25 protein-coding genes, 1 pseudogene and 1 riboswitch are annotated in these 25,373 nt (G+C 68.3%); of the genes and pseudogenes, 10 read left to right on the top strand and 16 right to left on the bottom strand.

Annotation, left to right across the window (positions count from 1 at the left end):
* Window positions 1-6: 6 nt before the first annotated feature.
* The gene (locus QNO00_RS13625; protein ID WP_229964494.1) at window positions 7-1,023 is read left to right on the top strand and encodes an acetylxylan esterase; all 1,017 of its coding nucleotides are present in this window, start codon (window positions 7-9) and stop codon (window positions 1,021-1,023) included.
* A gap of 107 nt (window positions 1,024-1,130) precedes the next feature.
* Here QNO00_RS13625 and QNO00_RS13630 read toward each other — a convergent pair whose 3' ends face one another.
* The 6 genes from QNO00_RS13630 to xylA form a co-directional block, all read right to left on the bottom strand.
* Complete coding sequence (locus tag QNO00_RS13630) at window positions 1,131-1,685, bottom strand: hypothetical protein (RefSeq protein WP_229964493.1); 555 nt, start codon at window positions 1,683-1,685, stop codon at window positions 1,131-1,133.
* Window positions 1,685-2,779: a serine hydrolase domain-containing protein gene (locus tag QNO00_RS13635; protein WP_229964492.1), complete on the bottom strand. Its 1,095-nt coding sequence runs from the start codon at window positions 2,777-2,779 to the stop codon at window positions 1,685-1,687. Before QNO00_RS13635 ends, QNO00_RS13630 begins: the two co-directional genes overlap by 1 nt.
* Before the next feature lies 1 nt (window position 2,780).
* Entirely contained in the window at window positions 2,781-3,317 is a 537-nt protein-coding gene (locus tag QNO00_RS13640; protein ID WP_284024887.1) for an ArsR/SmtB family transcription factor, read from the bottom strand.
* 160 nt (window positions 3,318-3,477) lie between these two features.
* Entirely contained in the window at window positions 3,478-3,834 is a 357-nt protein-coding gene (locus tag QNO00_RS13645) for a cupin domain-containing protein (RefSeq protein WP_229964490.1), read from the bottom strand.
* A 29-nt stretch (window positions 3,835-3,863) separates the two neighbouring features.
* Window positions 3,864-5,267 (bottom strand): xylulokinase, encoded by a 1,404-nt coding sequence (locus QNO00_RS13650; protein ID WP_284024888.1) that lies wholly within the window; start codon window positions 5,265-5,267, stop codon window positions 3,864-3,866.
* A 116-nt stretch (window positions 5,268-5,383) separates the two neighbouring features.
* Entirely contained in the window at window positions 5,384-6,565 is a 1,182-nt protein-coding gene (gene xylA, locus QNO00_RS13655) for a xylose isomerase (RefSeq protein WP_502863373.1), read from the bottom strand.
* 205 nt (window positions 6,566-6,770) lie between these two features.
* Here xylA and QNO00_RS13660 point away from each other — a divergent pair, with 205 nt between their 5' ends.
* Window positions 6,771-7,967: an ROK family protein gene (locus QNO00_RS13660; protein ID WP_284024890.1), complete on the top strand. Its 1,197-nt coding sequence runs from the start codon at window positions 6,771-6,773 to the stop codon at window positions 7,965-7,967.
* 71 nt (window positions 7,968-8,038) lie between these two features.
* Here the strand turns inward: QNO00_RS13660 and QNO00_RS13665 are convergent, their stop codons facing one another.
* Window positions 8,039-8,575: a TIGR03086 family metal-binding protein gene (locus QNO00_RS13665; RefSeq protein WP_284024891.1), complete on the bottom strand. Its 537-nt coding sequence runs from the start codon at window positions 8,573-8,575 to the stop codon at window positions 8,039-8,041.
* Window positions 8,576-8,675: 100 nt separating this feature from the next.
* On the opposite strand from QNO00_RS13665, the gene QNO00_RS13670 reads away from it, so the two are divergent.
* Window positions 8,676-9,554 carry a helix-turn-helix domain-containing protein gene (locus QNO00_RS13670; RefSeq protein WP_284024892.1) on the top strand — a complete coding sequence of 293 codons (879 nt, stop codon included), beginning with the start codon at window positions 8,676-8,678 and terminating at the stop codon, window positions 9,552-9,554.
* A gap of 21 nt (window positions 9,555-9,575) precedes the next feature.
* Here the strand turns inward: QNO00_RS13670 and QNO00_RS13675 are convergent, their stop codons facing one another.
* Window positions 9,576-10,802 carry an NAD(P)/FAD-dependent oxidoreductase gene (locus tag QNO00_RS13675; protein ID WP_349643489.1) on the bottom strand — a complete coding sequence of 409 codons (1,227 nt, stop codon included), beginning with the start codon at window positions 10,800-10,802 and terminating at the stop codon, window positions 9,576-9,578.
* Between the two features lie 211 nt (window positions 10,803-11,013).
* Here QNO00_RS13675 and QNO00_RS13680 point away from each other — a divergent pair, with 211 nt between their 5' ends.
* A complete protein-coding gene (locus tag QNO00_RS13680) occupies window positions 11,014-11,601 on the top strand; it encodes a hypothetical protein (RefSeq protein ID WP_284024893.1) in 588 nt (195 codons plus the stop codon).
* A gap of 1 nt (window position 11,602) precedes the next feature.
* Here the strand turns inward: QNO00_RS13680 and QNO00_RS13685 are convergent, their stop codons facing one another.
* From QNO00_RS13685 to QNO00_RS17410, 6 genes and pseudogenes are all read right to left on the bottom strand, one after another.
* Window positions 11,603-12,568, bottom strand: coding sequence for a D-2-hydroxyacid dehydrogenase (locus QNO00_RS13685; protein WP_284024894.1), 966 nt, complete (start codon window positions 12,566-12,568; stop codon window positions 11,603-11,605).
* A gap of 81 nt (window positions 12,569-12,649) precedes the next feature.
* Entirely contained in the window at window positions 12,650-14,857 is a 2,208-nt protein-coding gene (locus QNO00_RS13690) for a zinc ribbon domain-containing protein (protein WP_284024895.1), read from the bottom strand.
* Complete coding sequence (locus QNO00_RS13695) at window positions 14,854-15,036, bottom strand: hypothetical protein (RefSeq protein WP_229964481.1); 183 nt, start codon at window positions 15,034-15,036, stop codon at window positions 14,854-14,856. The genes QNO00_RS13690 and QNO00_RS13695 overlap by 4 nt, the downstream gene beginning before the upstream one ends.
* A gap of 18 nt (window positions 15,037-15,054) precedes the next feature.
* Window positions 15,055-16,137 (bottom strand): SGNH/GDSL hydrolase family protein, encoded by a 1,083-nt coding sequence (locus QNO00_RS13700; protein WP_284024896.1) that lies wholly within the window; start codon window positions 16,135-16,137, stop codon window positions 15,055-15,057.
* Window positions 16,137-17,909: a DUF7937 domain-containing protein gene (locus tag QNO00_RS13705; protein WP_284024897.1), complete on the bottom strand. Its 1,773-nt coding sequence runs from the start codon at window positions 17,907-17,909 to the stop codon at window positions 16,137-16,139. The genes QNO00_RS13700 and QNO00_RS13705 overlap by 1 nt, the downstream gene beginning before the upstream one ends.
* 96 nt (window positions 17,910-18,005) lie before the next feature.
* Window positions 18,006-18,071: pseudogene (locus QNO00_RS17410) on the bottom strand (zinc-ribbon domain-containing protein); the annotation flags it as partial.
* A gap of 296 nt (window positions 18,072-18,367) precedes the next feature.
* On the opposite strand from QNO00_RS17410, the gene QNO00_RS13710 reads away from it, so the two are divergent.
* The gene (locus tag QNO00_RS13710) at window positions 18,368-19,477 is read left to right on the top strand and encodes an alcohol dehydrogenase catalytic domain-containing protein (RefSeq protein WP_229964479.1); all 1,110 of its coding nucleotides are present in this window, start codon (window positions 18,368-18,370) and stop codon (window positions 19,475-19,477) included.
* Between the two features lie 23 nt (window positions 19,478-19,500).
* Here QNO00_RS13710 and QNO00_RS13715 read toward each other — a convergent pair whose 3' ends face one another.
* Window positions 19,501-19,866 (bottom strand): excalibur calcium-binding domain-containing protein, encoded by a 366-nt coding sequence (locus tag QNO00_RS13715; protein ID WP_229964478.1) that lies wholly within the window; start codon window positions 19,864-19,866, stop codon window positions 19,501-19,503.
* Here QNO00_RS13715 and QNO00_RS13720 point away from each other — a divergent pair.
* Complete coding sequence (locus QNO00_RS13720) at window positions 19,847-20,461, top strand: hypothetical protein (protein ID WP_284024898.1); 615 nt, start codon at window positions 19,847-19,849, stop codon at window positions 20,459-20,461. The two genes, QNO00_RS13715 and QNO00_RS13720, sit on opposite strands and share 20 nt — an antisense overlap.
* A 13-nt stretch (window positions 20,462-20,474) precedes the next feature.
* Here QNO00_RS13720 and QNO00_RS13725 read toward each other — a convergent pair whose 3' ends face one another.
* On the bottom strand, window positions 20,475-20,702 hold the full coding sequence (locus QNO00_RS13725; protein ID WP_284024899.1) for a hypothetical protein: 228 nt from the start codon (window positions 20,700-20,702) through the stop codon (window positions 20,475-20,477).
* 241 nt (window positions 20,703-20,943) lie between these two features.
* On the opposite strand from QNO00_RS13725, the gene QNO00_RS13730 reads away from it, so the two are divergent.
* The 4 genes from QNO00_RS13730 to QNO00_RS13745 all read left to right on the top strand — a co-directional run bounded on the left by QNO00_RS13730 (window position 20,944) and on the right by QNO00_RS13745 (window position 25,368).
* Window positions 20,944-21,441: a DUF6650 family protein gene (locus QNO00_RS13730; protein WP_229964476.1), complete on the top strand. Its 498-nt coding sequence runs from the start codon at window positions 20,944-20,946 to the stop codon at window positions 21,439-21,441.
* A 175-nt stretch (window positions 21,442-21,616) separates the two neighbouring features.
* A riboswitch (SAM riboswitch) is annotated at window positions 21,617-21,705 on the top strand.
* A 97-nt stretch (window positions 21,706-21,802) separates the two neighbouring features.
* Window positions 21,803-23,488 carry an ABC transporter substrate-binding protein gene (locus QNO00_RS13735; protein WP_284024900.1) on the top strand — a complete coding sequence of 562 codons (1,686 nt, stop codon included), beginning with the start codon at window positions 21,803-21,805 and terminating at the stop codon, window positions 23,486-23,488.
* Window positions 23,489-23,491: 3 nt separating this feature from the next.
* Window positions 23,492-24,448, top strand: coding sequence for an ABC transporter permease (locus QNO00_RS13740; RefSeq protein WP_284024901.1), 957 nt, complete (start codon window positions 23,492-23,494; stop codon window positions 24,446-24,448).
* 23 nt (window positions 24,449-24,471) lie between these two features.
* Window positions 24,472-25,368 carry an ABC transporter permease gene (locus QNO00_RS13745; RefSeq protein WP_284024902.1) on the top strand — a complete coding sequence of 299 codons (897 nt, stop codon included), beginning with the start codon at window positions 24,472-24,474 and terminating at the stop codon, window positions 25,366-25,368.
* Window positions 25,369-25,373: the final 5 nt, after the last annotated feature.

A 25,373-nucleotide genomic window follows, 5' to 3' on the forward strand; every position in this document is an offset into this window, starting at 1 on the left:
TTCTGCATGTATTCCGACATGCCCGCCGACCAGCTCGCGGCCTACACCAGCTCCCAGACCTGTCCGGCCGACTTCAGCTCGTTCTGGACCGAGACCCTCGCCGAGGCGCAGTCCCATCCCCTGAACCTGACCGTCACCGCCGAACCCACCGTGCTGGAAGCGGTGGACGTGTACGACGTCGTCTTCGCCGGCTGGAACGGGGAGCCGGTGCACGCCTGGCTGCGCGTGCCGCACGGCGCCGCCGAGCCGCTGCCGTGCGTGGTGGAATACGTCGGGTACGGCGGCGGGCGCGGCGAGCCGCACGAGAACCTGCTCCTGGCGGGGTCCGGTTTCGCGCACCTGCACATGGACACCCGCGGGCAGGGCGCGTCCTGGAGCAAGGGAGCGACGGCGGACGGCGCCGGCAGCGCAGGACCGCAGGTTCCCGGCGTGATGACCCGGGGCATCCTGGATCCGCAGACCTACTATTACCGCCGGCTGTTCACCGACGCCGTGCGGGCCGTGCAGGCGGCGCGCGAGCTGTCGGCGGTGGATCCGGGCCGGGTGGCGGTCACCGGCATGAGCCAGGGCGGCGCCGTTGCGCTGGCCACCGCCGCGCTCTGTCCGGGCCTGCGCGCCGTCGTCGCGCGCGTGCCGTTCCTGGCCGATTTTCCGCGCGCCCTGCAGATCACCGATGCCTATCCGTACCGGGAGATCCGCGACTTCCTGTCCGTCCACCGCACCGAGGCCGAGCGGGCACAGCAGACCCTGCGCTACTTCGACGGCGTGAACTTTGCCGCGCAGGCCAACATACCGGCTCTGTTCACGGCCGGGCTCATGGATCCCGTCACTCCCCCGTCCACCGTGTATGCCGCGTACAACGCCTATTCCGGGCCGAAGCAGATCACGGCGTGGCCGTTTAACGGGCACGAGGGCGGCGGTGCCGAGGACGACCTCGCCGCCGTCCGCTTCCTGCGCGAGATGACCGCCGCGGTCCGTACTTCGCCGTCCGAGACCGCGGCGGCCGACGCAGTCGCGGGCTAACTCCTCCCCCTTCCCCGCGAGATGGCAGTAAGTGCTCTTCTCAGCCCTGAGACGTGCACTTTCTGCCATCTCGGCGAGGGGCGGGGTGGCGAGGGAGGGGCGGCCAGCTAGCCGATGACAAAGGACAAGCCGACGACGGCGGCAAGAAGGCAGGCGTGTCCGGCCACTGTTGCCCTGCCCGGTTCCTTCTTCGGTTTCTTCCGCGACGCCTTCCGCGACTTGGACCGGAGAACAGTCGCCGTCGCGGTTCGGCCGGACTCCGTTGGCACCCCGGCACTTTCCGGGTATGCCTCCGGGTTCGGCTCTGGCGCCCCTGCATCCTCCTGCACTGGCACCCCGGTACTTTCCGGGTATGCCTTCGGAGCGGCGATCTCCGCGGACCGGGACCGCACAGGCAGGTCATGCCAGCGAATGATCAGTCCGGCAACGGCTGCCGCCAGTGCTGCCACGGCCACCACCCATACCACCACCGTCCCCGTGCTCCACTGCGTCACAAGGCGGACAATGCCCGCGATGGTTGCGGCTTCCAACAATCCGACCAGCAGGGACATCCGGCTGCGTCCGGACAGCCAAGCCTCCTGCTTCCAGGCGGAATAGGCCAGGGAAAGGCAGGAGAAGGCCAAGAAGCCGGAGACCATCCACGCCACGAGGGTGAGAGCCATCAGATGCCCTCCTTCAGCAGCGTCAGTGCGGCTTCTTCCTGACCGGCTGCCACATTGGACAGAATGATCACTGCCCGGCCGGCGTCGCGGTCCATCGCCACCATCGCGGCGTACCCGCCGGTTTGACCGTTGTGCCACGTCGCGGACCGGGCCGGCGAGGCCTCCGAGACCTGGGTGAACCATGCCAGGCCCACCTGTTCGCCGTCGTCGCCGGTGTCCCAGACCGGGTCCAGCGCCGCGCTGCCCGGAGCCGTGGAGGCCAGCAGCCCCTGCACATAGGTGGTCATGTCCGCGGCGGTGGAGCGGATTCCGCCGGCCGGAGCGGTGCCGTTTCCGGTCCAGGCCCCCTGCCCCAGCCCGCCGGCTCCCCTGCCCGTCGGAGCACCGGGGCGCAGGTTGTCGGCGGTGACCGGAGTGTAGGTGTCGTGCAGTCCCAACGGCTCCACGATTCGCTGCTGCACCAGGTCGGCATAGTCCGTCCCCGCGGCCGTCGCCAGCAGTTGCCCGAGAAAGGCATATCCCAGGTTGGAATAGCTCACGCTGCCCCGGCCGCCCACCGATTCAGCCTGTGCCCGCTCCAGGACCTCGGCGGGTGAGGCGGCATAGGGATCCCGGTGCAGGAGAGATCCGGCAAAGAGGGAGAAGATCGAGGCGGGATCCGTTCCGACGCGGGGCAGCCCGGAGCGGTGGCTGGCCAGCTCGGCGAGTGTGACCGTGCCGATCTCGGCGTCGGGATCGATCAGGTCCTCCCCGAGGATGTCGGCGACGGTGGTCTCCAGCGTCACCTCGCCGCGCTCGACGGCGTCCGCCAGCAGGGCAGCGGTGAACGTCTTCGACACCGAGCCAATCTCGAATTCGGTCCGGTCATCGGCGCCGAACCCGACAAACCGGACGGAGCCGCCGTCGAGGTAGGCCACGCTGACCTTGTCCGCGGAATTCTTCAGCAGCGGCCGCACTGCCGCGGCCAGGGCGGCGTCCCCGGAGACCTCGGTCGACAACCGCGGCGCCCAGGGCGCGGCGATCAGCCCGCAGGCCAGCACCGCTGAGGCCGCGAGGATCCCCACGATCGTGCGTCGCTGTTTGGATCTGGGCATGTCAGTTACCTCCTGTGACAGCAGTCAGAATGGCCAGCAGCGGAATTACCCGGGCCGGCGGAATGCGATAGCGGGACCGCGCGTGCGGCGCGAGCCAACCGGCGGCGGTCAGTTGGTGGACGTGGTGATAGATCTGCCCGGAAGTGCCGGAGCCCAGCTCTTCCACGAGTCCCGAGACGGTCTCGGTTCCGTCGAGCACCGCACGCAGGATCGCCAACCGGACGGGATGGCCCAGCGCGGCCAGGGAATCGGCGAACCGGGTCCAGTCGACGTCGAGCAGGTGCGCGGTTTCCAGTCCGTACTGGTACTCGTAGCGCGCGCCCGCTGCCGTGCCGGCGGTGCCGGCGAAGAGGACGGCTCCCGGATCGGGGTAGCGCTCCCGCACGCCGTTCAGCGCCCAGAAAATGTCGGATTCTTCGCCCGCGTCCGACGGCGGTTCCCGGACCTGCGCCCGCCGTTCCAGGGCCGCGACCCGCGCCTCCACGGCCTGCAGCCGGGCTTCCAGCGCCCGCTGCCGACCCTCATGTTCCGAAACCATGTCTAGAGAATTACGTAATTCCAAACAAATTACAAGGGTTTCGTAACACGCTCTTCACCGAAATGGCAGAAAGTGCTCGTCTCAGGGCTGAGAAGAGCACTTTCTGCCATTTCGGTGAGAGGGGTGGGGGTGGGTGGGTGTGAGTGGAGGTGGGGGGCTCCTAGGCTTCAGGGGCGTCGGGCCCCAGCGCCGGCCGTCCCGGCGCGGCAGCCCCGGGGGACGGTTCCTTGAGTTCGACGAAGAACGCGTGGGTGTCCGTCCCACCGGTATTCTCGCCGGAGTGCTCCTGGGCTGGCAGCCAGCGGACGGCTAACGCCGGCAGCTCCACATCCAACTGCCTGCCCTCGGACTCGAGCCGCCGGCGGAACGCGCTGGCCGTGATCATCACGCTGTCCGGATGATGATGGGCGGACGTGCGCTGCCCGGGAGCATCCCGGTACTCCAACACACGCACCCGCTCATTCTCGAATATCACCCGATAGTGGTCCGGGTTGCTCTCCACTGGGTCTGAGGTCATGGCCGGAACGCTAGCCCCCTTCTGCCCTCCTAGGCCAGACCGGCAACCCGGCGGTAGCGCTCCAGGATGTGCGGAGCCGGCGGGGCCTGCACCACGGAGGCGGCGGCAGCGGTCCACTGCGGCCATTCCCCGGCGAGGACCGCGGCTGCCTGCCGCGCGGCGCCGTCGGCCACGTACTCCCCCGGTTCCGGCACGGTAACCGGCATGCCGAACACGGCCGACACCGCGTGCTGCAGCGCCTCGGACCGGGCACCGCCGCCCACCAGGATGATGCGGCGGGCCTCGATGCCCAGATCGGCCAGTGCAGCCAACCCGTCCGCCAGCGAGCAGGCGATGCCTTCGACGGCGGCGCGGGCCAGGTTGGCCGGCGTGTAATTCGCCAGGGTTATCCCGTGCAGGGACCCCGTGGCGTCGGGAAGGTTGGGCGTGCGCTCGCCCTCGAAGTACGGCACCAGGCTCAGCCCGCCGGCACCTTCCGCAGCTTCGAGCGCCAGCCGGGTCAGCGCGGGAAGGTCCACGGACAGCAGGTCCGCCGTCGCGTCCAGGACGCGGGAGGCGTTCAGGGTGGCAGTCAGCGGCAGGAAGTGGCCGCTGGCGTCCGCAAAGCCGGCCACCAGGCCGGTGGCATCGGCGGTGGGATCGGAAGTGACCGCGAAAACCGTGCCGGAGGTCCCCACGGAAACGACGACATCGCCCACCCCGGCGCCCACGCCGAGTGCGGCGCCGGCATTGTCACCGGTGCCCGGCGCGATGACGGCGCCACCGGCCGTGCGCTGATCCGCGTCGAGGGGGCCCAGGACCCGGGGCAACAGCGGCACGTGACCCAGCGTCTGCTCCAGGACCGCCGGCAGGTATTCGCCGGTGCGCGGGGACCAGTAGCCGGTGCCGGAGGCATCGGAGCGGTCGGTGCGCAGCGCGTCGAGTCCGGCGCGGCCGCTGCCCGGGCCGTGTCCGGCGAGGCGCCAGCTCAGCCAGTCGTGCGGCAGGCAGACGGCGGCGGTGCGGGCGGCGTTCTCCGGCTCGTTCTCGGCCAGCCAGCGCAGTTTTGCCGCGGTAATGGAGGCCACCGGAACGGTGCCGGTTTCCGCCGCCCAGTACCGGGCGCCGTCGGGCCCGGCGTCGGAGACGAGCTTGTCCGCGGCCGCCGCGGAGCGCGTGTCGTTCCAGAGCAGGGCCGGGCGGACCACCGCGCCGTCCTCGTCCAGGCAGACCATCCCGTGCTGCTGTCCGGAAACCGCCACTGCTGCCACATCATCCAGGCCGCCGGCCGCGGCCAGCGCCTCCTGCAGGGCCGACCACCAGATGTCCGGATCGATTTCGGTGCCGGACTCGTGCCGTGCAGTGCCGGAGCGGATCAGCGCGCCGGTGCCGGCATCCCGGATCACCACCTTGCAGGACTGGGTGGAGCTGTCCACTCCGGCGACCAGGGCCATGGAAGTACCTTTCGTTGGGTTTTCTGATTCTCGGATCGGCAGAGGGGAAGCGCCATAATGCCGGAACCGCCGGGCCCAGTGGAGACGGACCCGGCGGCAGGAGAAGACGGTGCGCTTTAGCGGGCGCCCATCAGGTGTTCCAGCGCCAGCTGGTTCAGCCGGACGAAGCCGAAGTCGCGCTCGCCGGCCTTGTCGGCGTCGTAATTCTCGAAGGACCCGGCGTCGGCGAGGAAATCGGCGGTGCTTTCCCCGGCGTCCAGGGTGGACTGGCCCAGTTCAAAGACGCCGGAGACGGCCAGGGCTTCCTGGACCTCGGGATCGGCGCGGAAGGCCCGGGCGCGTTCCTTGAGCAGCAGGTACATGGACATGTTGGCGGCCGCGGAAGCCCAGACGCCGTCGTAGCCCTCGGTGCGGGAGGGCTTGTAGTCAAAGTGCCGCGGGCCGTCATACGTGGGGCCGCCGTTGGGGAAGCCGTTCTCCAGCAGGTCCACGGTGAAGAAGGCGCTGGTCAGGTCGCCGTGGCCGAAGACCAGGTCCTGGTCGTACTTGATGGACTTCTGGCCGTTGAGGTCGATGTGGAAGAGCTTGCCGGACCACAGTGCCTGGGCGATGCCGTGCGTGAAGTTCAGCCCGGCCATCTGTTCGTGGCCCGTTTCGGGGTTCAGCCCCACAATGTCGCCGTGCTCCAGCTGACCGATGAAGGCCAGGGCATGCCCGATGGTGGGCAGGAAGATGTCCCCGCGGGGCTCGTTCGGCTTGGGCTCCAGCGCGATGCGCAGGTTGTAGCCCTGTTCCTTGATGTAGCCGGCAGCGGTGTCGACGCCCTCCTTCATGCGGTCAAACGCCGCGGCGAAGTCCTTGGATCCGTCGTACTCGGCGCCTTCGCGGCCGCCCCACATGACAAATGTTTCCGCACCCATCTCCGCGGCCAGGTCCAGGTTGGTGAGGACCTTGCGTAGGGCGAAGCGGCGGACGGAGCGGTCATTGGAGGTGAAGCCGCCGTCCTTGAAGACCGGATGGCTGAACAGGTTGGTGGTGACCATGGGCACCTTCAGGCCGGTTTCCGCCAGCGCCGTGGTGAAGTTCTTCAGGATCTGTCCGCGTTCGGCCGCCGTGGCGTCAAACGGAATGAGGTCGTTGTCGTGGAAGGTCACCCCGTAGGCGCCCAGCTCGGCCAGCCGGTGCAGGCCTTCGACCGGGTCCAGCGCGGAGCGGGTCGGAACACCGAACGGGTCATTTCCGGTCCAGCCCACGGTCCAGAGGCCAAAGGTAAAACGGTCGGATGGCGATGGCGTCATTGTCACAATTCACTCCAAAATCCGGCATTAGTTGTAATCCACAACATATGGCCGGAGCGAATGCCTGTCAACGGTTTTCGGCAACTTCCCGCGGTGAATTGCGAGCCAGCGGGCGGATATTGGATCCCTCACAACAAAATTCCGCCATCCTCCCGGGACCGGGTTACGCTGGAAAACCGTCCACTTCGGCAGAAACGGCAGTTACATGAGTGCTGGCACCTCCCCGGGCACCGACAGCATCCGCGCGCAGAACCTTTCCCGGATCCTGACCCTGCTCCACCGCCGGGGACCGCTTTCACGCGCCGATCTGACCCGCCTGTGCGGCTTCAACCGTTCCACCGTGGGAGCCCTCGCCGCCGAACTGGGCGAGCTCGGGCTTGCCTATGAAACGGACCCGCAGCCGCTCAAACGGGTCGGCCGGCCCAGTCCCCTGGTGCACGCGAACGAGAACGTTGCGGCCATCGCCGTACATCCCGACGTCGATGCCGTCACCGTGGGCCTGGTGGGTTTGGGCGGCAAGGTTCACCGCCGGGTCCGGTACGACGCCGGAAGCCCTCCCACCGTGGCCGATACCGTCAATATCAGCAGGGCAGTGATTCAAGGCATGTCAGCCGAGCTGGCCGGCATGACCCGGATCGCCGGCGTGGGGGCCGCTGTTCCCGGGCTGGTCAACAACCATGACGGCTCGGTGCTGCTGGCCCCGCACCTGGCCTGGTCCCAGGAACCGCTGGCCTCCGCGCTGTCCGTCGGGCTGGGCCTGCCCGCCCGCGCCGCGAATGACGCCAATCTGGGATCCCTGGCGGAGAGCCTGTTCGGCGCTGCGGTGGGAGCGTCCGACGTCGTCTACCTCAACGGCAGCGCGAGCGGGGTGGGCGGCGGCGCCGTGGTGGGCGGTGTTCCTCTGCGCGGCGCCGCCGGTTACGCCGGCGAGCTGGGCCACACCGTGGTGAACCCCGGCGGCGCCGCGTGCCACTGCGGCCGGCGCGGCTGCCTGGAGACCGAGGTCAGCCTCGGCCGGCTGCTGGCGGTGCTGCACCTCGATCACGCCGACCAGGACCAGCTGGAGGCCGCCATGGCGCAGGACTCCTCCCCCGCGCTGGTTGCCGAAACCCACCGGCAGCTGGATCTGCTGGCCGTGGCCCTGACCAATTTCGTGAACATCTTCAATCCGGGCATCATCGTGCTGGGCGGATTCCTGGGCGTGCTCCACTCCTTCGCTCCCGGCCGGCTTGAAGCCGCGGTGGCCGAGGGTGCCATCGGCGGGCTGGGCAGCGAGGTTCCCATCTCCCGGGCGGCGCTGGGCTCGGACCTGCTGCTGGTCGGAGCCGCGGAGCTGGCCTTCGCCGGGCTGCTGGCCGATCCGGCGTCGGTGGGGGCGTTGCCGCAGACAGCGATCCGCTGAGCGGCGGTGGCCGCCGGCTTTCGCCACCGGCCGCCCCACCGCAGCATTCGCTCCCGTAACCCGCTGCCCCTTCAGGACCGGCGTCCCGTCCGGGCGAGCACCCGGCGCTGGTGACCGGCGTCGTCGGGCACCGGCACGGGAGGCCCAAACAAACCGGGCCCGTAGGCCTGCTCCCCGAACCCGTCCATCGCAGCGTCCACCGCGTCCAAGTCCTCCTCCGAGAGTTCAGCGTCGGCCCCCTGGGAGATGGCCAGATCCCAGCGGTGCACGATCAGGTCACCCCCGTAAAAACCCGCCAATGTCTCTCCAATGGTGCTGGGACCGAAATAGCCGGCGAACTCCCGGCCCGCGACTGCCGGATCTGCCAGCAGCTCGGCGACAAAGCGTTCATGCTCCAGCCACTGCCTCTCCGGATTGGCAGTGTCCACCACCGGACCGGCCAGCCCGTGCTGCTTCAGGAAATCCCGTTCGGTGGAGACCACGTGCTCCACGAGGTCTCGTGCGGTCCACCCCTCGCAGGGCGTCGGAGCGTCCCAGTTCGTGGCACGGGAAACGAGTGAGCCAAACGGCTCGGCGTTCTTGCGCCAGAGGTCCAGAGATGTTGTCATGATCGCTCCTTGGATAGTGGGTTTCGGATCGGTACCGGTTCTGCTGGATCCTGCGGTCTGCGTTCTGCGTTCACGGTAAGCCAGTCCGGACGGCGGTGTCTTGAACAAATCCGACAGCACGGACGGAAGCAGGCAGGTGTTCGACAACGACGCAATGAGCGAAATCGGCAGGGGCCACCTCAGCAGCCCGAGCGACAAATCCTTCACAATCCACCGCTACGCTCCCGCGCCGCCGTCGGGCCGGTGGCTCCGCGCGTTCTGGATTCCCGTGTGGCACGTACCCCGCGGTGAAGTCCGCGAACAGCGGATCCTCACCTATCCGGTGTGTCTGCTCAGCATCACCGCCGGATACGCGCGGCTGGTGGGCCCGACTACGACGGCGGCCCGGGTGCCACTGTCAGGCACCGGGTGGGCATTCGGCGTCATGCTCACTCCGAGCACCGGCCGCGCGGTACTGGCGGAAGACATTGCCGGCCTGACGAACCGGCATACCGAACTGGAGGCCATCCCTCTGCTGGCGGATCTGGTGCCCCTCATCCGGGACCGGATGAGCCCAGATCCGGCCCTGCCGTCAGCACACGCCGCGGCACGCCGGCTCATCGAGGAACGCTTCGCGGCACTTCCTCGGCCGGCCGGGGCCGCACTCTTGATCGACCGGCTGGTCGCACGCGTGGAGCACGACGCCGCAATCACCTCCGTGCGGTCCCTCTGCGAAGTTTTCGGGCTGCGTGAGCGGACGCTGCAGCGGCTGTGCGCACGGTTCCTGGGTGTCAGCCCGCTCTGGCTCATCCGGCAGCGCCGGCTGCAGGAAGCCGGCGCTGTGCTGCGCCTCTCCGACGGGTCGCTCGGCGACCTCGCTTCGCGGCTCGGCTACGCGGATCAGGCCCATTTCTCCCGCGATTTCCGCCGGGCCACGGGGTGGACGCCCGGTGAGTTTGCGGCACTGGCACGACCGCGCAGCAGCAGCACCGGCCCGTAGTCCGTCACCGTGCCGCAGCGGTCATCCTTCGGCCAGACCGGGCCCTGCCGGCACCGCGGATGCGGGACGAATCAGCCGCTCGGGCCGGAACGGCGCCAGCATCGGATGCGGACGCCCGGAGAGGATTTCCCCGGCCAGCAGTTCCCCGGCGATCAGCCCCAGCGTCGCTCCGGAATGCGTGAACGCCACAAAGCAACCGGGCACACCGGGAACCGGCCCCAGGGCGGGCAGCCCGTCGCCTGGCACCGGCTTCAGCCCGATCCGCCAGCCCTGCGGCACCAGCCGGGGATGTCCGGCCAGCAGCGCGGAGGCTTCGTCCGCGAGCTCCTGGGCCACCTGCGGATCCACGGCCCAGCCGCCGTCGTCGTGCTGCGTGATCTGATCCAGGCACCAGGCGGAGTCCAGCGCCAGCCGGGACCCGGGATGGGGCCGGAGGGAAACCCGCGGCGTGTTCAGCACCGCCCGCAGTCCGTGCGCCTTGGGCTCGGTCACCACCAGCAGCGCCGGCTCCGAGCCGTCCAGCAGGTCAAGGCCCAGCGGCCGCAGGATCGCCGGAGTGCCGGCACCGCCGGCGACCAGGACGGCGTCGGCCGGGTACAGGGTCCCCGTCCCGGTCCGGAGCCCGACGGCGGTCCCTCCCTCGGCTGCCACCGCGGTGGGCCCGGCAGCGGTCACCAAGGTTCCGCCGCGGAGCGCGAATTCGCGCAGCAGCTGCCGGATCAAATGCGGAAGGTCCACCCACCCCTCCCCCGGGTTGAACAGCGCCGTGGATGGCAGTGCCGCGCGGTCCAGGCCCGGAACCATGCCGGCGATCTCCGCGCCGGAAACCAGCCGCGCGTCGTATGCCTTGGCCCGCTGGGCCTCGTACCGGGCGGCGAGCGCCGGGCCCTCCTCCCAGTACACGCCGCCGTCGAAGCGGAGCCAGTCGATGTCGGGATTCCGGGCCAGCAGGGTGCGGTAGCGGTCGATGCCGGCCAGCCGCAGCTGATGGTAGTCCGGCGGATAGTCGCCGCCGGAGTTCAGCCAGGACAGCGACCGCCCCGATGCCCCGCTGGCCGGATGCCCCTCCGTCACCAAGGTGACCCGGGCGCCGCCGCGCAGCAGCTGCACTGCAGCGGAGACCCCCAGGATTCCGGCGCCCAGCACTGCCACGTGCCGGCCGGATCCGCCAGGACCCGCCATTTCAGGTGCCGGTACCTCGTCGATCTGCGGTTCCTCACCCTGGCGGTGCACACGGACAGCCTTCACGCCGCACTTCCTTCGCACGTTGACTTGGCCGGCGGAACCCTGCGCAGCACTCCTGCGCCTGGGCGGCCGGGTTCCCCAGTCTGGGCCGGGGCAGGGTCCCGGTCAACGGGTAGCCGGCATTGCCCAGCCCAGGGGCAGCCCTGCCCAACGGGTGCATGCAGTGCCGCATGCCATACTCGACGGAGGTCGGTCACTGCCGGGGGGATGAAGAATGAAGTTTCGGATGGTTGCCGGCGCGGTGCTGGCAGCAGCCATGCTGGCAGGCTGCGCGGGGTCGGACAACCCGGCGCTGTCCCCGGAGGAATTCAACGCCGCGCAGGGCTCCTTCGAGGACCTGCTCCCGGCCCTGCAGGAGGAAGCGGCACCGTTCCTGGACCTCGACCTGGACCTCCTGCGGGAGGACTCCTGCCTTGGATCGAAAGGCGACGAAGAGCACACCAGGACCAGATGGTTCGGCGAACTCAGCGGCTTTCCGGCCAACCCGCAAACGGCGAACAACGCACTGGACGCGCTCCGGATTCCGCTCGAGGCTGACGGCTGGGCCCTAACCTCAGAGCGTTCCCTCCCCGAGGAAGTAAACGGCATGGCACGGGAGCTGTACTTCGAGAAGAACGCCCTCGGTGTGACGGTCCGCTATGAGCGGGGCGAGCTGGTTCCGGACACGATCGTCATGCTCGCCACGACGCCCTGCATCGAGCATCCCGAGGACCACCAGATGCTCCGCTCCCCCCTCGACCCCAGCTACGGCAACAGCCACGATCTCTACGCCGACGAAGACACCGACGGCGACGGCGACTGACTCACGCGGGAACGAAGCCCAGCTGCTTGTCCACCACGTTCGCGAGCGGCCGCCCGGCCTTCCATGCCGCCAGGTTCTCCGCGAACTGCCGTGCCAGCTCCGGCAGCTGCTTCCGGGAATCCCCGGACAGGTGCGGGGTAACCAGCACGTTGTCCAGTTCCCAAAGCCCGCTGCTCTGCGGCAGCGGCTCGGTCTCAAACACGTCCAACGCCGCTCCGGCCAGGCTCCCGCTGCGCAGGGCATCCTCCAGCGCCGGCTCGTCCGCCAGGGCGCCGCGGCCCACGTTGATGAGCACCGCCGTCGGCTTCAGGGCGGCGAGGACGTCCCGGCCGAGCATGCCCCTGGTCTCCGGGGTGAGCGGTGCCGCGAGCACGATGTAGTCGTAGGCGCCGGCCACGGCGGCAAAATCAGTGCTGGCGTGAATGGTGCCGAAGTCCGCGTCTCCGCTGCGGGCAGTGCGGCCCATCCCATCGACGCGCAGTCCGACGGCGGCCAGCAGCCGCGCCGTGCAGCGGCCGATGCTGCCGGTCCCCGCCACCAGCACGGAGGATCCGGCCAGGTCGGTGGTTGCGTACTGGCGCCATTGGCGCCGCTGCTGCTGGGCGGAGGCGCGGCCGAAGTCCTTGGCGAAATGGAACATGGCTGCCAGCACGTGCTCGGCCATGGGCCGGTCAAAGACACCGCGGGCATTGGTGAGCACGACGTCGGAGGCCACCAGCTCGGGGAACAGCAGCTTGTCCACGCCGGCGGCGGGAACATGGATCCAGCGCAGGGAGTCCGCGGCCGGCCAGGCCTGCCGGACGCCGTCGGCGAAGTAGTCCCAGAGGTAGAGGATGTCCGCGCCGGCCAGGGCCTCGGGCAGCCCGGCGTTGTCGGTCACCCGGACCTCCGCCTGCCGCTGAAGCTCCTCCAGTCCCACGAGGGGACGGTTTCCGGCAAGGACGGCAATCACGGGCTGAGGATTCATGCCCTCAGCCTACGGGCAGCAAAAAACCGGCCGGCGCCAGGGGCGCCGGCCGGTTTTCGGTGTGCTGTCTATTCAGCCGGGTTACTTGAAGCTGATTTTGTAATCGACTTCGCTGCCGCTGCCTCCGCCCTTCTTCAGTTCGAGCTTCAGCACCAGCTCCTCAGCGCCGTCGGGGTAGGGGATGACGAGTTCTTCCTCGTCGTTGCCCACCGGCACCGTGTAGTCCTTGCCGTCCAGCGTCAGCACGAGGGTGCCGGGCTTGTCCCATTCCGCGTAGCTGCCCATGGCAGTGATGACCAGGTCAACGTTGTTGCCCTTGGGAACCTCAAGGCTTAACTCCTCGGAGGAGCCGGGGTAGCCGTCAACGCTGAGGTAGCCGTAGTCTTCGCCGGGAAGACCGTTGATCGTCGGCGGCTCAACGACGCCGTCGAACGTCATTGTGCTGGAATACTCCACGTCGTTGCCCTGACCGGCGAACTCGTCGGCCCATTCGTCACCGGCGAAAACAACAACCTTGTACTCGCCGGCAGGGGTTTCCTCCGGCTGGTAGTCCCCGGAACTGGTGATCTCTTCCTTGCCGTCCGCGGAATAGACAGTGAAACTGCTGTACTCGTCAGTGCTGTCCAGCTGGGTCGCTTCGTCCATTTCCAGGCTCATGACCGCATAGCCGGCCGAGTTGAACTTCACGTCCGCTTCCTCGCCGAGCACCATGGTTCCTGCGGCATCTTCGCTGCGGGCCAGATCCAGCATCGCCAGAGCCTGCTCGCGGGTGATGGTATCCAGCCACTGCAGGACCCAGTCGGTGCTGGTGTCCATCAGGCTGACCTTCCACTTGCCGTCCTCCTTGAGGCTGGACAGGCTCAGCGGCGGGAGCGCACGCATGACGGATTCGCCGTCGGCTTCGCCGTGCATGACGTAGCCGGACTTGCCGCGGCAGACTTCGTCCGATCCCTCGAGCTCGATGCAGTCCGAGGTCAGGCGCATGGTGTCGCCTTCCACATCCACTTCCAGGTTTTCCACGGTGGCGAGGCCCCGGTCGCCGTCCTCCTCCGCGTCCTGGAAGGAATTGGCGGTCATCTCGATGTCGACGTTGATGCCGCCGTCCATCTGTTCGTTCAGCGCGCCGCCGTAGTAATGAACGGCGTTGCCCTCATAGCTGCTGAGGTAGTTGCCCAGGTCAGTGAACTTACCGCTCTGCAGGATGCCCGGCACGGCCCCGATCAGGGACTGCGCGGCTTCCGCCGGCGAACCGCTGCCGTCGGTGCCCTCGGGCAGGGTGCCGCGGGCGGTGTCGGTGTACTGCGTGACCATTTCCAGGCCGGTGTAGAGCGGGCTGAGGTACCAGCGCCCGTTGTCCTTCACGGCGGCCATCAGCAGCGGTTTGTCTTCTGATCCGACGTCGGCGAGATCGGTGGTCTCATCGATCGGTTCCATTTCGTCCGCCGCCTCCAGGCCGGACCGGATGGCTCCCGTGGTCTGCTCGGGATCGACCTGGACACGGACCGTGCCGGAGGTGAACTTCAGCACGGCCAGCTGGTCATCGACCTCCTCGATTTCCGGTTCGACGTTCTCAAACGTCACGGTGATGCCGTCGAAGTTGACCTCGGTGTCGGTTTCCCCGGTGTCTTCTCCAACCTTGTCGGCGGCTTCGAGGATGCCGAACTCCTCGACCTTCTCGGTGAGGCCTTCCTGCAGCCGCTGCAGGGTGTCGCGCTCCGCCGGCGCCACCATGGTGACCAGGCCGATGGCGTCCTTGGTCTCGATGGATTCGATCAGGTTCTCGGCGACCTTCTCGGGTGAGCCCGCGCCGCCGCGCAGCATGTTCTGGATGAAGAGGAAGGCTCCCACGCCCACCACCACCAGTACGACGGCGATGGTCGAGATGATGATGGCCTTGCGGTTGGTTTTCTTGCGGGGTGTTGCGGGGCCGTCGGGACCGCCGGTCCCGTCGCCGCCTGATCCACCGGATCCACCGGGGCCTGACGGATCCTGCGGCCCGCGGCCGCCGGTTTCGGTAATCGGCGTTGCACCGTTGGGGGGAACCGGGGCGGTCTCCGGGCCGGCCGCGGGACTGGCCGCGGGGCCGGTCGCATCAGCGGCAGCCGGCGTCGTCGCCCTGCCGGTCGGGTCAGCGGCAGCCGGCGAGGCTGGGGCGCCTGCAGCGCCCGCAGCCGTGGCAGTGTCCGTTGTGCCCTGCTGATCCCCGCTTTCGCTGACGGGATGGCGGCAGTTGGCACAGAATTGCCATTCCGGTTCTAGTTTGGTGCCGCAGGACATGCAGTAAGTCATTCTTTTGTTCCCCCATAGTCAGATCCGGCATTCTCCGTGAGAATGCCGGAAATGACAACTCGATTGTTGTGGAATTCTAACATCGCCCATTCGGGCCTAGCGCAAAGAAAGGCAGTGCTGCGCGGCAACTCAGGCGGCGCAATTCCCCCAGCCCCGCTGGCCCCTGCCTCTTTTTTCATCGGGTGTTCCTTCACCGTTTACATCGGGTTTTCCTCCAGCCACCGAAGCAGGTCACGGGTCAAAACCCGGTACCCCTCCTGCGTTGGATGCAGCACCTCCTGGGACGCCGGCACCGAGGTCGCGGCGTTCAGAAGCGGACCGAACCGGGCAGTATTCACCAGCGGATCCGGGCTGCAGGCTCCCCGCCCGGCGAACGAGTCCTCCAGGGCATTCACATACCGCACGTTCGGCAGGTTGGCCGCCTGCACCGAGCGCTCGATGGTGCTGTTCAATGCGTCGGTGATCTCCAGGCCGAATGCCAGTTCAGTGGACGAAAGCCTTCCGCAGTCCTCTGCCCCGGCGTCGAAAAGCCGCGGATACGGCAGGACCAGCACCGGAGCCGGCGTTGCTGCACCCAAGGTGCGGTACACGTCAGTGAGCGGAGCCTGCAGCTGGAGCAGCTGCTGCCGGGTGGTCTCCCGCAGGGCCGGATCCTGGCCGCAGGGCTCGGTGTCCACCACGCAGGCCTGCAGCAGGCCGGCGAAGCCCAGGTCATTTCCACCGATCGACAGCAGCACCAGGTCCGGCCGGATTCCGGCCAGCTGCTCCAGCTGCGCGGGCACGCCCTCCGGCCCGTGCCCCTCCACAGCCTGCGCCGCGGTCACGGAAGACATCCGCGCCCGGGAGCAGGCAAGGTTGTGGAGGATTGCGGTCCCCGGGGGCGATGGCGGAGTCCCGGCCGCGTCGGCCAGCAGGGCATCGGCGCTGCGGTGGCAGAGGCTGTCCGCCACACCGCGCACCGGCTGATAGGAGCCTGCGCCTTCACCGGCGGCAAAGGAGTCTCCGAGCAGGGCCACCTCCGCGGGCCTGCCGGCGTCCCCGACCAGCGCTCTCAGGCGTTCGCCAGCATCGTCCGCGGCGGCATCGTCCACGACGGCGGACGGCGCCGGGGTCGGCGGCATGGCGGGCAAGTCCGGATCCCCCGCACTCACGGTGGAGCGCGACGGCGCCGGGGAGGCAGCGGACAGCGGGCTGTCGTCGGAAGCAGGAGCAGGCGAGCAGCCCGCCAATAGTATCCCCGCCACCGCCAGCGACAGCACGCCGGCCGCCAACCGCCTCATTAGCTGCGCTGGCGAATCGCCTGATCCACGGCGGGATCGCCCAGCTGCCCGAGCCACGTCAGCAGCGCCGGATAAGTCGACGGATTGGCCGCCACCACCGCTCGGGCCTCGGGATGGTTGGCAACGATTTCCTGCAACCGCGCCAACGGAGTTGCCGGGTTGGCTGCTTCGGCAAGCACAGGCTGCTGAACGACGGCGGCCGCCCGGGCAGCTGCCGGAGCTGAGTTCGATGCCGCATCCGTTGCGGCCGTTTCTGCTGCCGTTTCGTGTCGGGCCGCTGCCTGCTCGGCAATTCCGGGTTCGGCCGATTCGGCCTTCGCCGTCGCCGTCGCTGGCTGGACCGGCTGGACCGGCTGCACCGGCTGGACGGGCTGGACGGCGCCGGGAGTAGCGGGAGTACCGGCAAAGGCGAAGCCGGAGGCTCCGGAGCCGTTCGACGACGGCAGGGACCGGAAGTGCGCCCGCGAGGCGGCCGGCAACCAGAGAGTAGCCAGGATGGCAGCCGGCACCACGAAGGTCAGGAGCATGATGATCGGGCCAAAGTAGCCCTGCTCCTGCACCGCCCAGACGATCACGAGCACCAGGCCCAGCACAAACAGCAGTACCGCGTAGCCGCTGAGGACAATGTAGGCGAGGCGTGCGTCCTTGGCCGTAAGGCGCTTAGCCGCAATGGCTCCCGCGGTCAGAAGCAGGCCGAAGAACAGGGCAATCACCTGCGGCACCAAGCCGTCGGAGTAATCAGCCGCCACGTGCGTGATCACGCTGATGACCGCGCCCAGGGCGAGGACAGCGCTCAATCCGGCGGCCACCGTCAGGAACGGCTGCAGGGCAGTGCGGGGATCCGTCGGTGCAACCGCGGAGTCCCCGGTCAGCCGGGCGATCGACGGCGCGGAAACGGCGGCGCCAAATGCCATCCAGAAGAGCAGGGAGAAGCCGGGGCTGAGGGCGTTCAAGGCCAAGGTCAGCAGGGTCAGGTCCTCAAACAGTGCCAGCAGCGAGAGGAAACCGGCACCGATGGCCAGGGCAACGCCGACGGTGCGCCAGCGGTCGGACCGCTTGTGAACCTGTACGGCGATGAACACCAGCAGGGCCGGGCTGGCCAGCGCCATCAGAGTGGTGAGCGTTCCCCAGCCGGCGAAGGCTGCAGCACTGGTGTCGCTGAAGGCCACCCAGTAGCGGATGATCTGCACCAGGGCCACCACGGCGGCCAGTCCGGCAATACCCAGGGTGATGTAAATCCAGCGACGGTTCCGTGGCTCGTCCACATTGCCGGGCGCAATTTCTCCGCGCCGCGGCTGAGCTGCCAAGAGTGCGCCGCCAAGACCGAACGCCACCGCCGGGCCCAGCGTGGCAACACTGCCCGCCTCGTAGCGGCCCGCGGTGACCAGATGCAGGACAACATAAACCAGGACCAGCAGGGCATACGGCAGGTTGGCCAGCAGCTTCAGGTCCTGGATTTTGCGGTAGCCCACCTTGGGTCCGAAGACCCCCGCGCGCCACACATAGGTCAGCCCCAGGGACAGCAGGCTGATCAGCGTAATCAGGATGACGTCCACCCGAGTGGCGGCCTTGGAGGGAACCCAGTCTCCTCCGGTGCCGTAGGTCCACACCATGAACAGGGACATGATCAGGGCCAGGGCGGCCACGCCGTCGCGCACATAGTCGCTCACCGGAATGCCGGCAAAAGCGCTGCGGGTCCTGGCCGGCGCAGAGGCGGCCGGTGCGGAGGCGGCCGGCGCGGATACGTTGGCCGGTGCGGAGGCGCCGGACATCGCAAACTCATGCTGCCGCTGGGCTTCGGGGGCGTGGTTCCCGGAGGCCGGAACGCCTCGGGAGCCGGCCGCCGTCGTCTGTTCGGGTGCCGGAGTACCGCAACTGCCGCAGAAGCGAGCTTCCGAAGCCAGTTGTTGTCCGCATTGAACGCAGAATTTCATTGCACTTCCCTCGTGTGATGGTTAATCGCCGGGGTCTCGGCGGCGCCGGGCGTTGCACCACAGGGCATGCAGAAATTCAAAAGATTTCCCCCGGAAAGCCCGGCAAACCGCAAATGCGGTTCCCCGGTAAAGCAAGACTGTTAGTCGATGGAGCCTAACACGGCGGGCCGCAACCGGATCAGTTCAGTTTGCGAGACGCACGCCCAAAACCACGCGGAGGAACGCCTCGTCTTTGACCGTTCGATCGGCAAGAATCAGGGCGTGCTTGCCGAATTCCCCACCACAAGGAGTAATCAATGAAGATTATCGGAGCGGTTCTCGAAGAAACCGGACTCCCCCGCCCCTACACCGACTCGCAGCCGCTGCGCGTCGTCGAACTTGATCTGGACGATCCGGGGCCGGATGAAGTCCTGATTCGGATCCGCGCGGCCGGCCTGTGCCACTCCGATCTCTCGACGGTGGACGGCAACCGGACCCGGCCTACGCCCATGCTCCTCGGACACGAGGCCAGCGGCGTCGTCGAAAAAGTCGGCGCCAACGTCACTGACCTGGACATTGGACAGCAGGTCACCACCGTGTTCCTGCCCCGCTGCGGGGAATGCGGGAACTGTCGGACAAACGGCAAGCTGCCCTGCACCCCCGGCAGCGCCGCGAACAACGCCGGTCATCTGCTCGGCGAGCACTTTCGCCTGCATCGCGGCGGTTCGGATGTCTTCCACCATCTCGGGGTTTCCGGCTTTGCCAGCCACGCGGTGCTGAACCGGCAGTCAGTGGTGCCGATCGGTTCCGACGTGCCGCCGGAAATCGCCGCCGTCCTCGGCTGCGCCGTGCTGACCGGCGGTGGTGCGGTGATCAACGCCGGCCGCCCCGAAGACGGACAGGCCGTCATGGTGGTGGGACTCGGCGGCGTCGGCATGGCCGCCCTGCTGACCGCCATCTCACTGGGCAAGGGCAAGGTCATCGGTGTGGACGCCAATCCTGAAAAGCTCGTCCGGGCGCGCGAACTGGGAGCCGACGAGGTTTACACCCCGCAGGAAATTGCCGAGAAGGGCATCAAGGCACCCGTGGTGATTGAGGCCGCGGGTCACCCGAAAGCCTTCGAGACGGCTGTCGCGGCGACCGGCGTCGGCGGCACCACCGTCACCGTCGGCCTGCCCTCGCCGGACGCCCGGTCAACGATAACGCCGCTCGGGCTGACCGCCGAGGCCCGGACAATTGTTGGCTCCTATTTGGGATCCGCCGTTCCGTCCCGCGATATCCCCATCTATGCGCAGATGTGGCGGGACGGAACGCTGCCCGTCGATGAGCTCATCTCCGGACGGATCAAACTCAGCGAAATCAACGAGTCCCTCGACCTGCTGGCGGATGGCAAGGCCATTCGCCAGGTGATTATTTTCGAGGAATAACAGTTCCGGGCCGCCGAACGGTCCTATTCGCAGGCGACGCCGTCGCCGTCGCGGTCCAGATGGGTTCCGTAGCCCGGTCCGCCGGCATAGACCGGTGCTGCTCCGGCGGCACGGGCCGCGGAGCAGTTCGGATAGTAGGCCGCTGCCGGAGCGGGCTCCGGAACAACCGGCGCGGGCGCGGGCGCGGCCGGTGCAGGGGCCGGAGCCGGGGGAATGTACGTCTGGGCTGCCTGCTCGTCGGCCAGGCGCTGCGCCTCGGCGGCTGCCGCCTGCTCGTCAGCGATCTTCTGTGCCTCAGCGGCTTCCGCGGCCGCCAGCTCGTCGGCAACCTTCTGGTCGGCTGCCGCTTGGCGGTCGGCCAGAACCCTGGTGGAACTGTCCCTGTCCATCCAGATCAGGGTTCCGTCGTCATCCTCCGTGCAGACAAAAACCACGGACGTGCTCGCCGACGACGTCGTCGTGGGCGTCGGCGAAGGCGTGCTCGTGGGAGAGGGAGAGGGAGAGGCCGACGCGGACTTTGACGCAAGCTGTGACGCCGAGGTTGTCGGCGTGGGGCTGGGGCTGGCCGATGTCCTCACGGTTTCGGTCTTCCCGGCAGCCACACAGGACTTGCCGGCGACCACCGTGGACGTGGGAGTCGGGGTCGGGGATGGCGTCGGGGAGGGCGTCACGCTCTTGGTTGCCGAGGGCGACGGCGGGGCCGCGGCGGGTTCGGACTCGTCGGCTCCGCAACCGGCTACGGCCAGGACGGCCGCTGTCAGGCCGGCCACTGCCAGAGCCCGGGGACGCCGGTGCCTTTCCGGCTCCCCGCCCTTGGTGGAAATTGGGCAGGACAATGTACGTCGGAAAGGCATGGATCTCCCCCAGGATTTAAGCTCTGTAAATGTATGCAAATGCATCAAGCACAGAGTAACAGAGGCGGCCGTCGAGATTATCCGCCGCCAATTGGGTGCGCCTCTGCAGCCAAATCCTGATCGCCGCTAATCGAAAGCCTTTTTTATAGTCGAACGGTCTTGAACCCGACGAATTGGTAGCGGCCAATCCGCAGTGAAAAGACCGGCCACTCGACCTTCGGCCCGTCCTGCACTCCGCTTGCGGGCCGGGCCTTCGCACGCTCTGCTGCCGCCCGTTCTGCCGCCATCCGCTTCGCCGCCTGCCGACGTCGCCTGGTTTCCGCTTCCATGAGACGCTCCTGTTGCACCACGCGTGCCAGTTCCATAGCCATAGCCATCTGCTTCTCCTCGCGTAGGCCTTAACGCTAGCGGCGCGCGGCGCCATCCGGCAGTAGATATGCGGACAGGAGCGGTCCTCAAGAAAAACTCGCGGAACTCGGCCCGGCCCCACCCGCAAACCCACACACCCAAAGTTGCCCTCGGAACCCCGACAGCGGACTCCTCCCCTGTCCCGGGTTCGAGCCGGGCAGGTACCGTCGGAGAACGCTTCTTCCGGAGGTCAGGATGGACTGGTTGGCAGCCTTGATCCCTTCAACAGTCGCCCTGGTTCTGGGCGCGAGCGCCGGCTGGAGCGTCCGCGCCGGCATCGACCGCCGGGATGAAACCGCAGCCCTGAACGCCTTGATCACCGACCTGCACCTGAAGCGGCCGCTGGCTGCGATCGAACCGCGCGTCGTCGACGGCGCTGACGACGCGCAACGCTGCCGCGCCACCGTCCTGGACGCACGCGACCGCATCATTGAAACCCTCGCCCACCTGCGCAGCAATTCCGCCAACACCGATGTCCTGATGCGGATGGCCTCCGCCTGCACCCGCTACCTCCGCGAATCCGCCCGCGCACCGGAACGGCACCAGTTCGCACTCATGGACCTGCGCGAAACAATGGTCGACGGCGTGAAACTGCTCAGCGACGCCCGGCGGCGGGTGCGGTACCGGAACCCCGGCGAACGCTCGACGCCGAAACCCGGCCGAACGCCGTCGCGCCGCCCCAGTATCGGACGGTACCTATAGTCCGCCTCGGCGGCAGGTCTTGGAGACCCCGGACCTTCATGGAGACGCCGTTTATGACACGGCGCGACGTAAAACGTCACCGACCGGCGCTTAGGGAAACAGGCCGTCATTGTGTTGCCCGCCGAGGACAAACCGCGCTTCCATGGTGCTGTCCGCCTATCCAATCCGGACACCTTTACCATCCAGAGCGGCTGAGAGACCTGGCTCGTTGAAGTCGCAGCAACCACCCTTCGGGGACGGTGCTCATGCCAGGACCGATGGACTCACTTCTCCGGTGGCCCGTAACTGCAGCACCGCTCGCAGTGACGGCTCCAGCGTGCTCGAATGCCGTGTTCCTCGGTGCGAACTGAGAGGCCCTCCCATGGTCAGCCCTGCTCCAACCGGCCGCATCAACGGCCGTCCCAACGGCCCCCGCACACCCCTGCGGATCGCGGCGCTGTTCGCCGCGGCAGCCCTGACCCTGACCGGCTGCGGATCGGGGGCGCAAGGCGGCAGTGCCGGCGCCAACGCCGCGGATGCTCAGGCCTCTCCGGCCGGAGAGCCGGTCGACGGCGGCACCCTCGTCTACGCCGAAGTCACGCCGATCAACAACTGGCAGACCCAGGCGGCACGCTTCTACGAGAAGTCCAACGTGCTCAATTCAGTGCTGGACCGGCTGACCTACTTTGACCCTGAGAAGGGCGAGCCGGTGCCGTGGATTGCCTCGGCGTTCTCGGCCAACGCCGACAGCACCGAGTTCACCTTCACCATCCGCCCCGGCGTCACGTTCAGCGATGGAACGGCGCTCGACGCGGCCGCGGTAAAGGCCAACCTGGACAGCTTCGGCCATGGCATTCCCGCCGCGCAGATCCAGCCGAACGTGGACTTCGCCGGCTACCAGACCAGCGAAGTGATCGGCACTGACCAGGTGAAGGTCACCCTGGATGCTCCGAACTCCAACTTCCTGCGCGCCACGTCCTCCGTCACCGCCGGTCTCGTCTCCCCGGCCACGCTGCAGAAGGATGCCGCCGGACAGTCGGCCATCTCATCCATCTCCGGCTCCGGCCCGTTCGTTTACGAGTCGGAAAAACCCGATGAGGAAGTCGTGCTCGCGAAGCGGGACGGCTACGCCTGGGCTCCTGAAGGCGCCGACAATCCGGGTGAGGCGCACCTGGACAAGGTGGTGATCAAGTACCTGCCCGAGGTCGCCCACCGCGCCGGCGCCGTCCAGTCCGGCCAGGTCGATCTGGTGCGCGGCCTGCAGCCGGTGGATGAGGCGGCGCTGGCGGCCAGCGGCAATCAGGTGGTGGCGGCCGACGGCGTGGACCTCACCGTGAACATGGCGGCCGTGCGGATCGGCAGCGGCAAGCTCGCCGATCCCGCGGTCCGGCAGGCGCTGCAGGCCGGCATCGACCGGCAGTCCATCAAGGACACGGTGCTCTCCGAGAGCTACACCCTGGCCGGCTCGGTCCTGAACCATCAGGCGCCGGGGTTCGTCGACCTGAGCGCCGATCTGGCCTATGACCCCGACAAAGCCAAAAAGCTCCTGGACGACGCCGGTTGGCAGCCCGGCAGCGACGGCATCCGCGAGAAGGACGGCGAGAAGCTCGAGGTGACGGTCACCAGCTCCAACAACTCGGTGGTCATCAAACCGGCCTTTGAACTGATCGAGCAGCAGTGGCGGCAGATCGGCGTGAAACTGAACAACCGGGCCGGGGACAACACGTTCCTCACCACCGCCATGCCCGATCCGAACGTCGAATTCTACGGCACCCGCCAATTCATCTACGGCGGACTCGGGCCCATCTTCGAACCGGCCAACAACACCATGACCCACACCTCTGACCCGGAGCTGAACGCCCTGTTCGCCGCCGAGCGCGCCGCGGCCCCGGGCCCGGAACGCGACAAGATCCTGGCCGCCGAGCAGCAGGCCCTCGTGGTGGACAAGGCCTTCTCGCTGGTCCTCTGGGACGAAGTCCAGGTCTACGGGGCGCACCGCAGCACGCACATCGAGTTCACCTCCGGCACCGCGCCCATCTTCCAAAGCGCCTGGAAAGTGGACGGCTGACCCGTGGGCCGTTACCTCGCGCACCGGATCGGGCAGGCGCTGCTGGTGGTCTGGCTCGCCTACACCCTGATTTTCCTCGCCGTGCAGCTGCTGCCCAGCGATCCGGTCACCATCTTCCTGACCTCCGATTCCGCCGTCGACCAGGCGGCAATCGACACCATGAAAAGCCAGTACGGCTATGACCAGCCGCTGCTGGTCCAGTATCTCCAGCAGCTGGCCGCCCTGCTGCGCGGCGACGTCGGCTTCTCCCTGACCTCCGGGGAACCGGTCACCGAGCGCATCGGCGGCGCGCTCGGCTCCACCCTGGCGCTGGCCGGCTCCGCCCTGGGCACCGCCGTCGTCATCGCCCTGGCCGTGGTCGCCGCCGCCACCCTGGCCCCGTCGCCGGTGCTGCGGCGGGCACTGGCGAACCTGCCGCCGCTGTTCTCCGCCGTCCCGGTGTTCTGGCTGGGACTGGTGCTGCTCGAGCTGCTCTCCATCCGGCTGGGCGTGCTGTCGCTGTTCCCCGACGGTTCCTTCCTCTCCCTCGCCGTGCCGGTGGTCGTGCTCGCGCTCCATGTGTCCGCGCCCATGGCGCAGGTGCTGCTCAAGAGCGTGGAGCAGGTCTACCGGCAGCCGTTCATCAACGTGCTCCGCGCCAAGGGCGCCTCCCCGGCCTGGATTTTTTACCGGCACGCGCTGAAAAACGCCGCCGGTCCCGCCCTGTCCATCCTGGGCATCACCGTGGGCACCCTGTTCGCCGGGTCGGTGATCACGGAAACCGTGTTTGCCCGCGCCGGCCTGGGCTCGGTGGTCCTGCAGGCGGTCACCACTCAGGACGTGCCGCTGGTCCAGGGCCTGGTCCTGCTGACGGCCACGGTGTTCGTGGCGGTCAACCTCCTCGTGGACCTGCTGCATCCGCTGCTCGATCCGCGCATCCTCAACGCCCGGCAGGGATCCGCCCCCGCCCTCGCCTCCTGACCACGCTTCCGACAGGCTCCCCGATGACACAGATTTCCCTCCCCGCCGCTCCGGCCGGCGCGCCGCTCCCGCCCGGCCCGGCTGACGCTGCCACCGCTTCCCCGGCACGACGACGACGGCGGCCGGGTTCCCGTTCCGCCCTCGCCCTGACCCTGCTGCCGGTGCTGCTGATCGCCGCCTGGGCGTTCTTCCCCGGCCTGTTCAGCGGGCAGGATCCGATCAGCGGCATTCCGCGGGAGAAGTTCCTCGCGCCGTCGGCCGCGCACTGGTTCGGCACCGACCACCTCGGGCGCGACGTTTTCGCCCGCGTGGTGCACGGCACCTCGCAGACGTTTCTGACCGCCGGGCTGGCCGTGCTGATCGGCCTCGTCGCCGGAACCCTGGTCGGCGTTCTCGCGGCCACGGCCGGACGGGCCGCCGATGCCGTCACGATGCGCCTGGTCGATGTCCTGCTCGCGGTGCCCGGCTTTCTGATCGCCCTGATCATCGTCACAGCCTCTTCCCCGGGACCGGTCTCGCTCGGCATCGGCGTGGGCATCGCCGCCATCGCTTCCTTCGCCCGGGTGGTCCGCGCCGAGGTGCTCCGGGTCCGGAACCTGGAGTTCGTCGAGGCGGCCTTCCTCACCGGCGGCACCTACTGGAGCGTGCTGCGCCGGCATCTGCTGCCCAACGCCGCCGGCCCGGTGCTCTCGCTCGTCGCCGTGGATCTGGGCGCGGCCATCCTCGTGGTGTCCTCGCTGGGCTTCCTGGGCTTCGGGGCTCCGCCGCCCGAACCCGAATGGGGCCTGCTGATCGCCGAGGGCCGCCAGTATCTGGGCACCGCCTGGTGGATGACCTCGCTGCCCGGACTCGTCATCGTCGCCACCGTGGTCCTGCTGGCCGCCGTCGGCCGGCAGCTGCTTCAGCGCCTCCGGTTCTGAGAAAG

Source organism: Arthrobacter sp. zg-Y1219 (assembly GCF_030125545.1).
GTDB lineage: Bacteria > Actinomycetota > Actinomycetes > Actinomycetales > Micrococcaceae > Arthrobacter_B.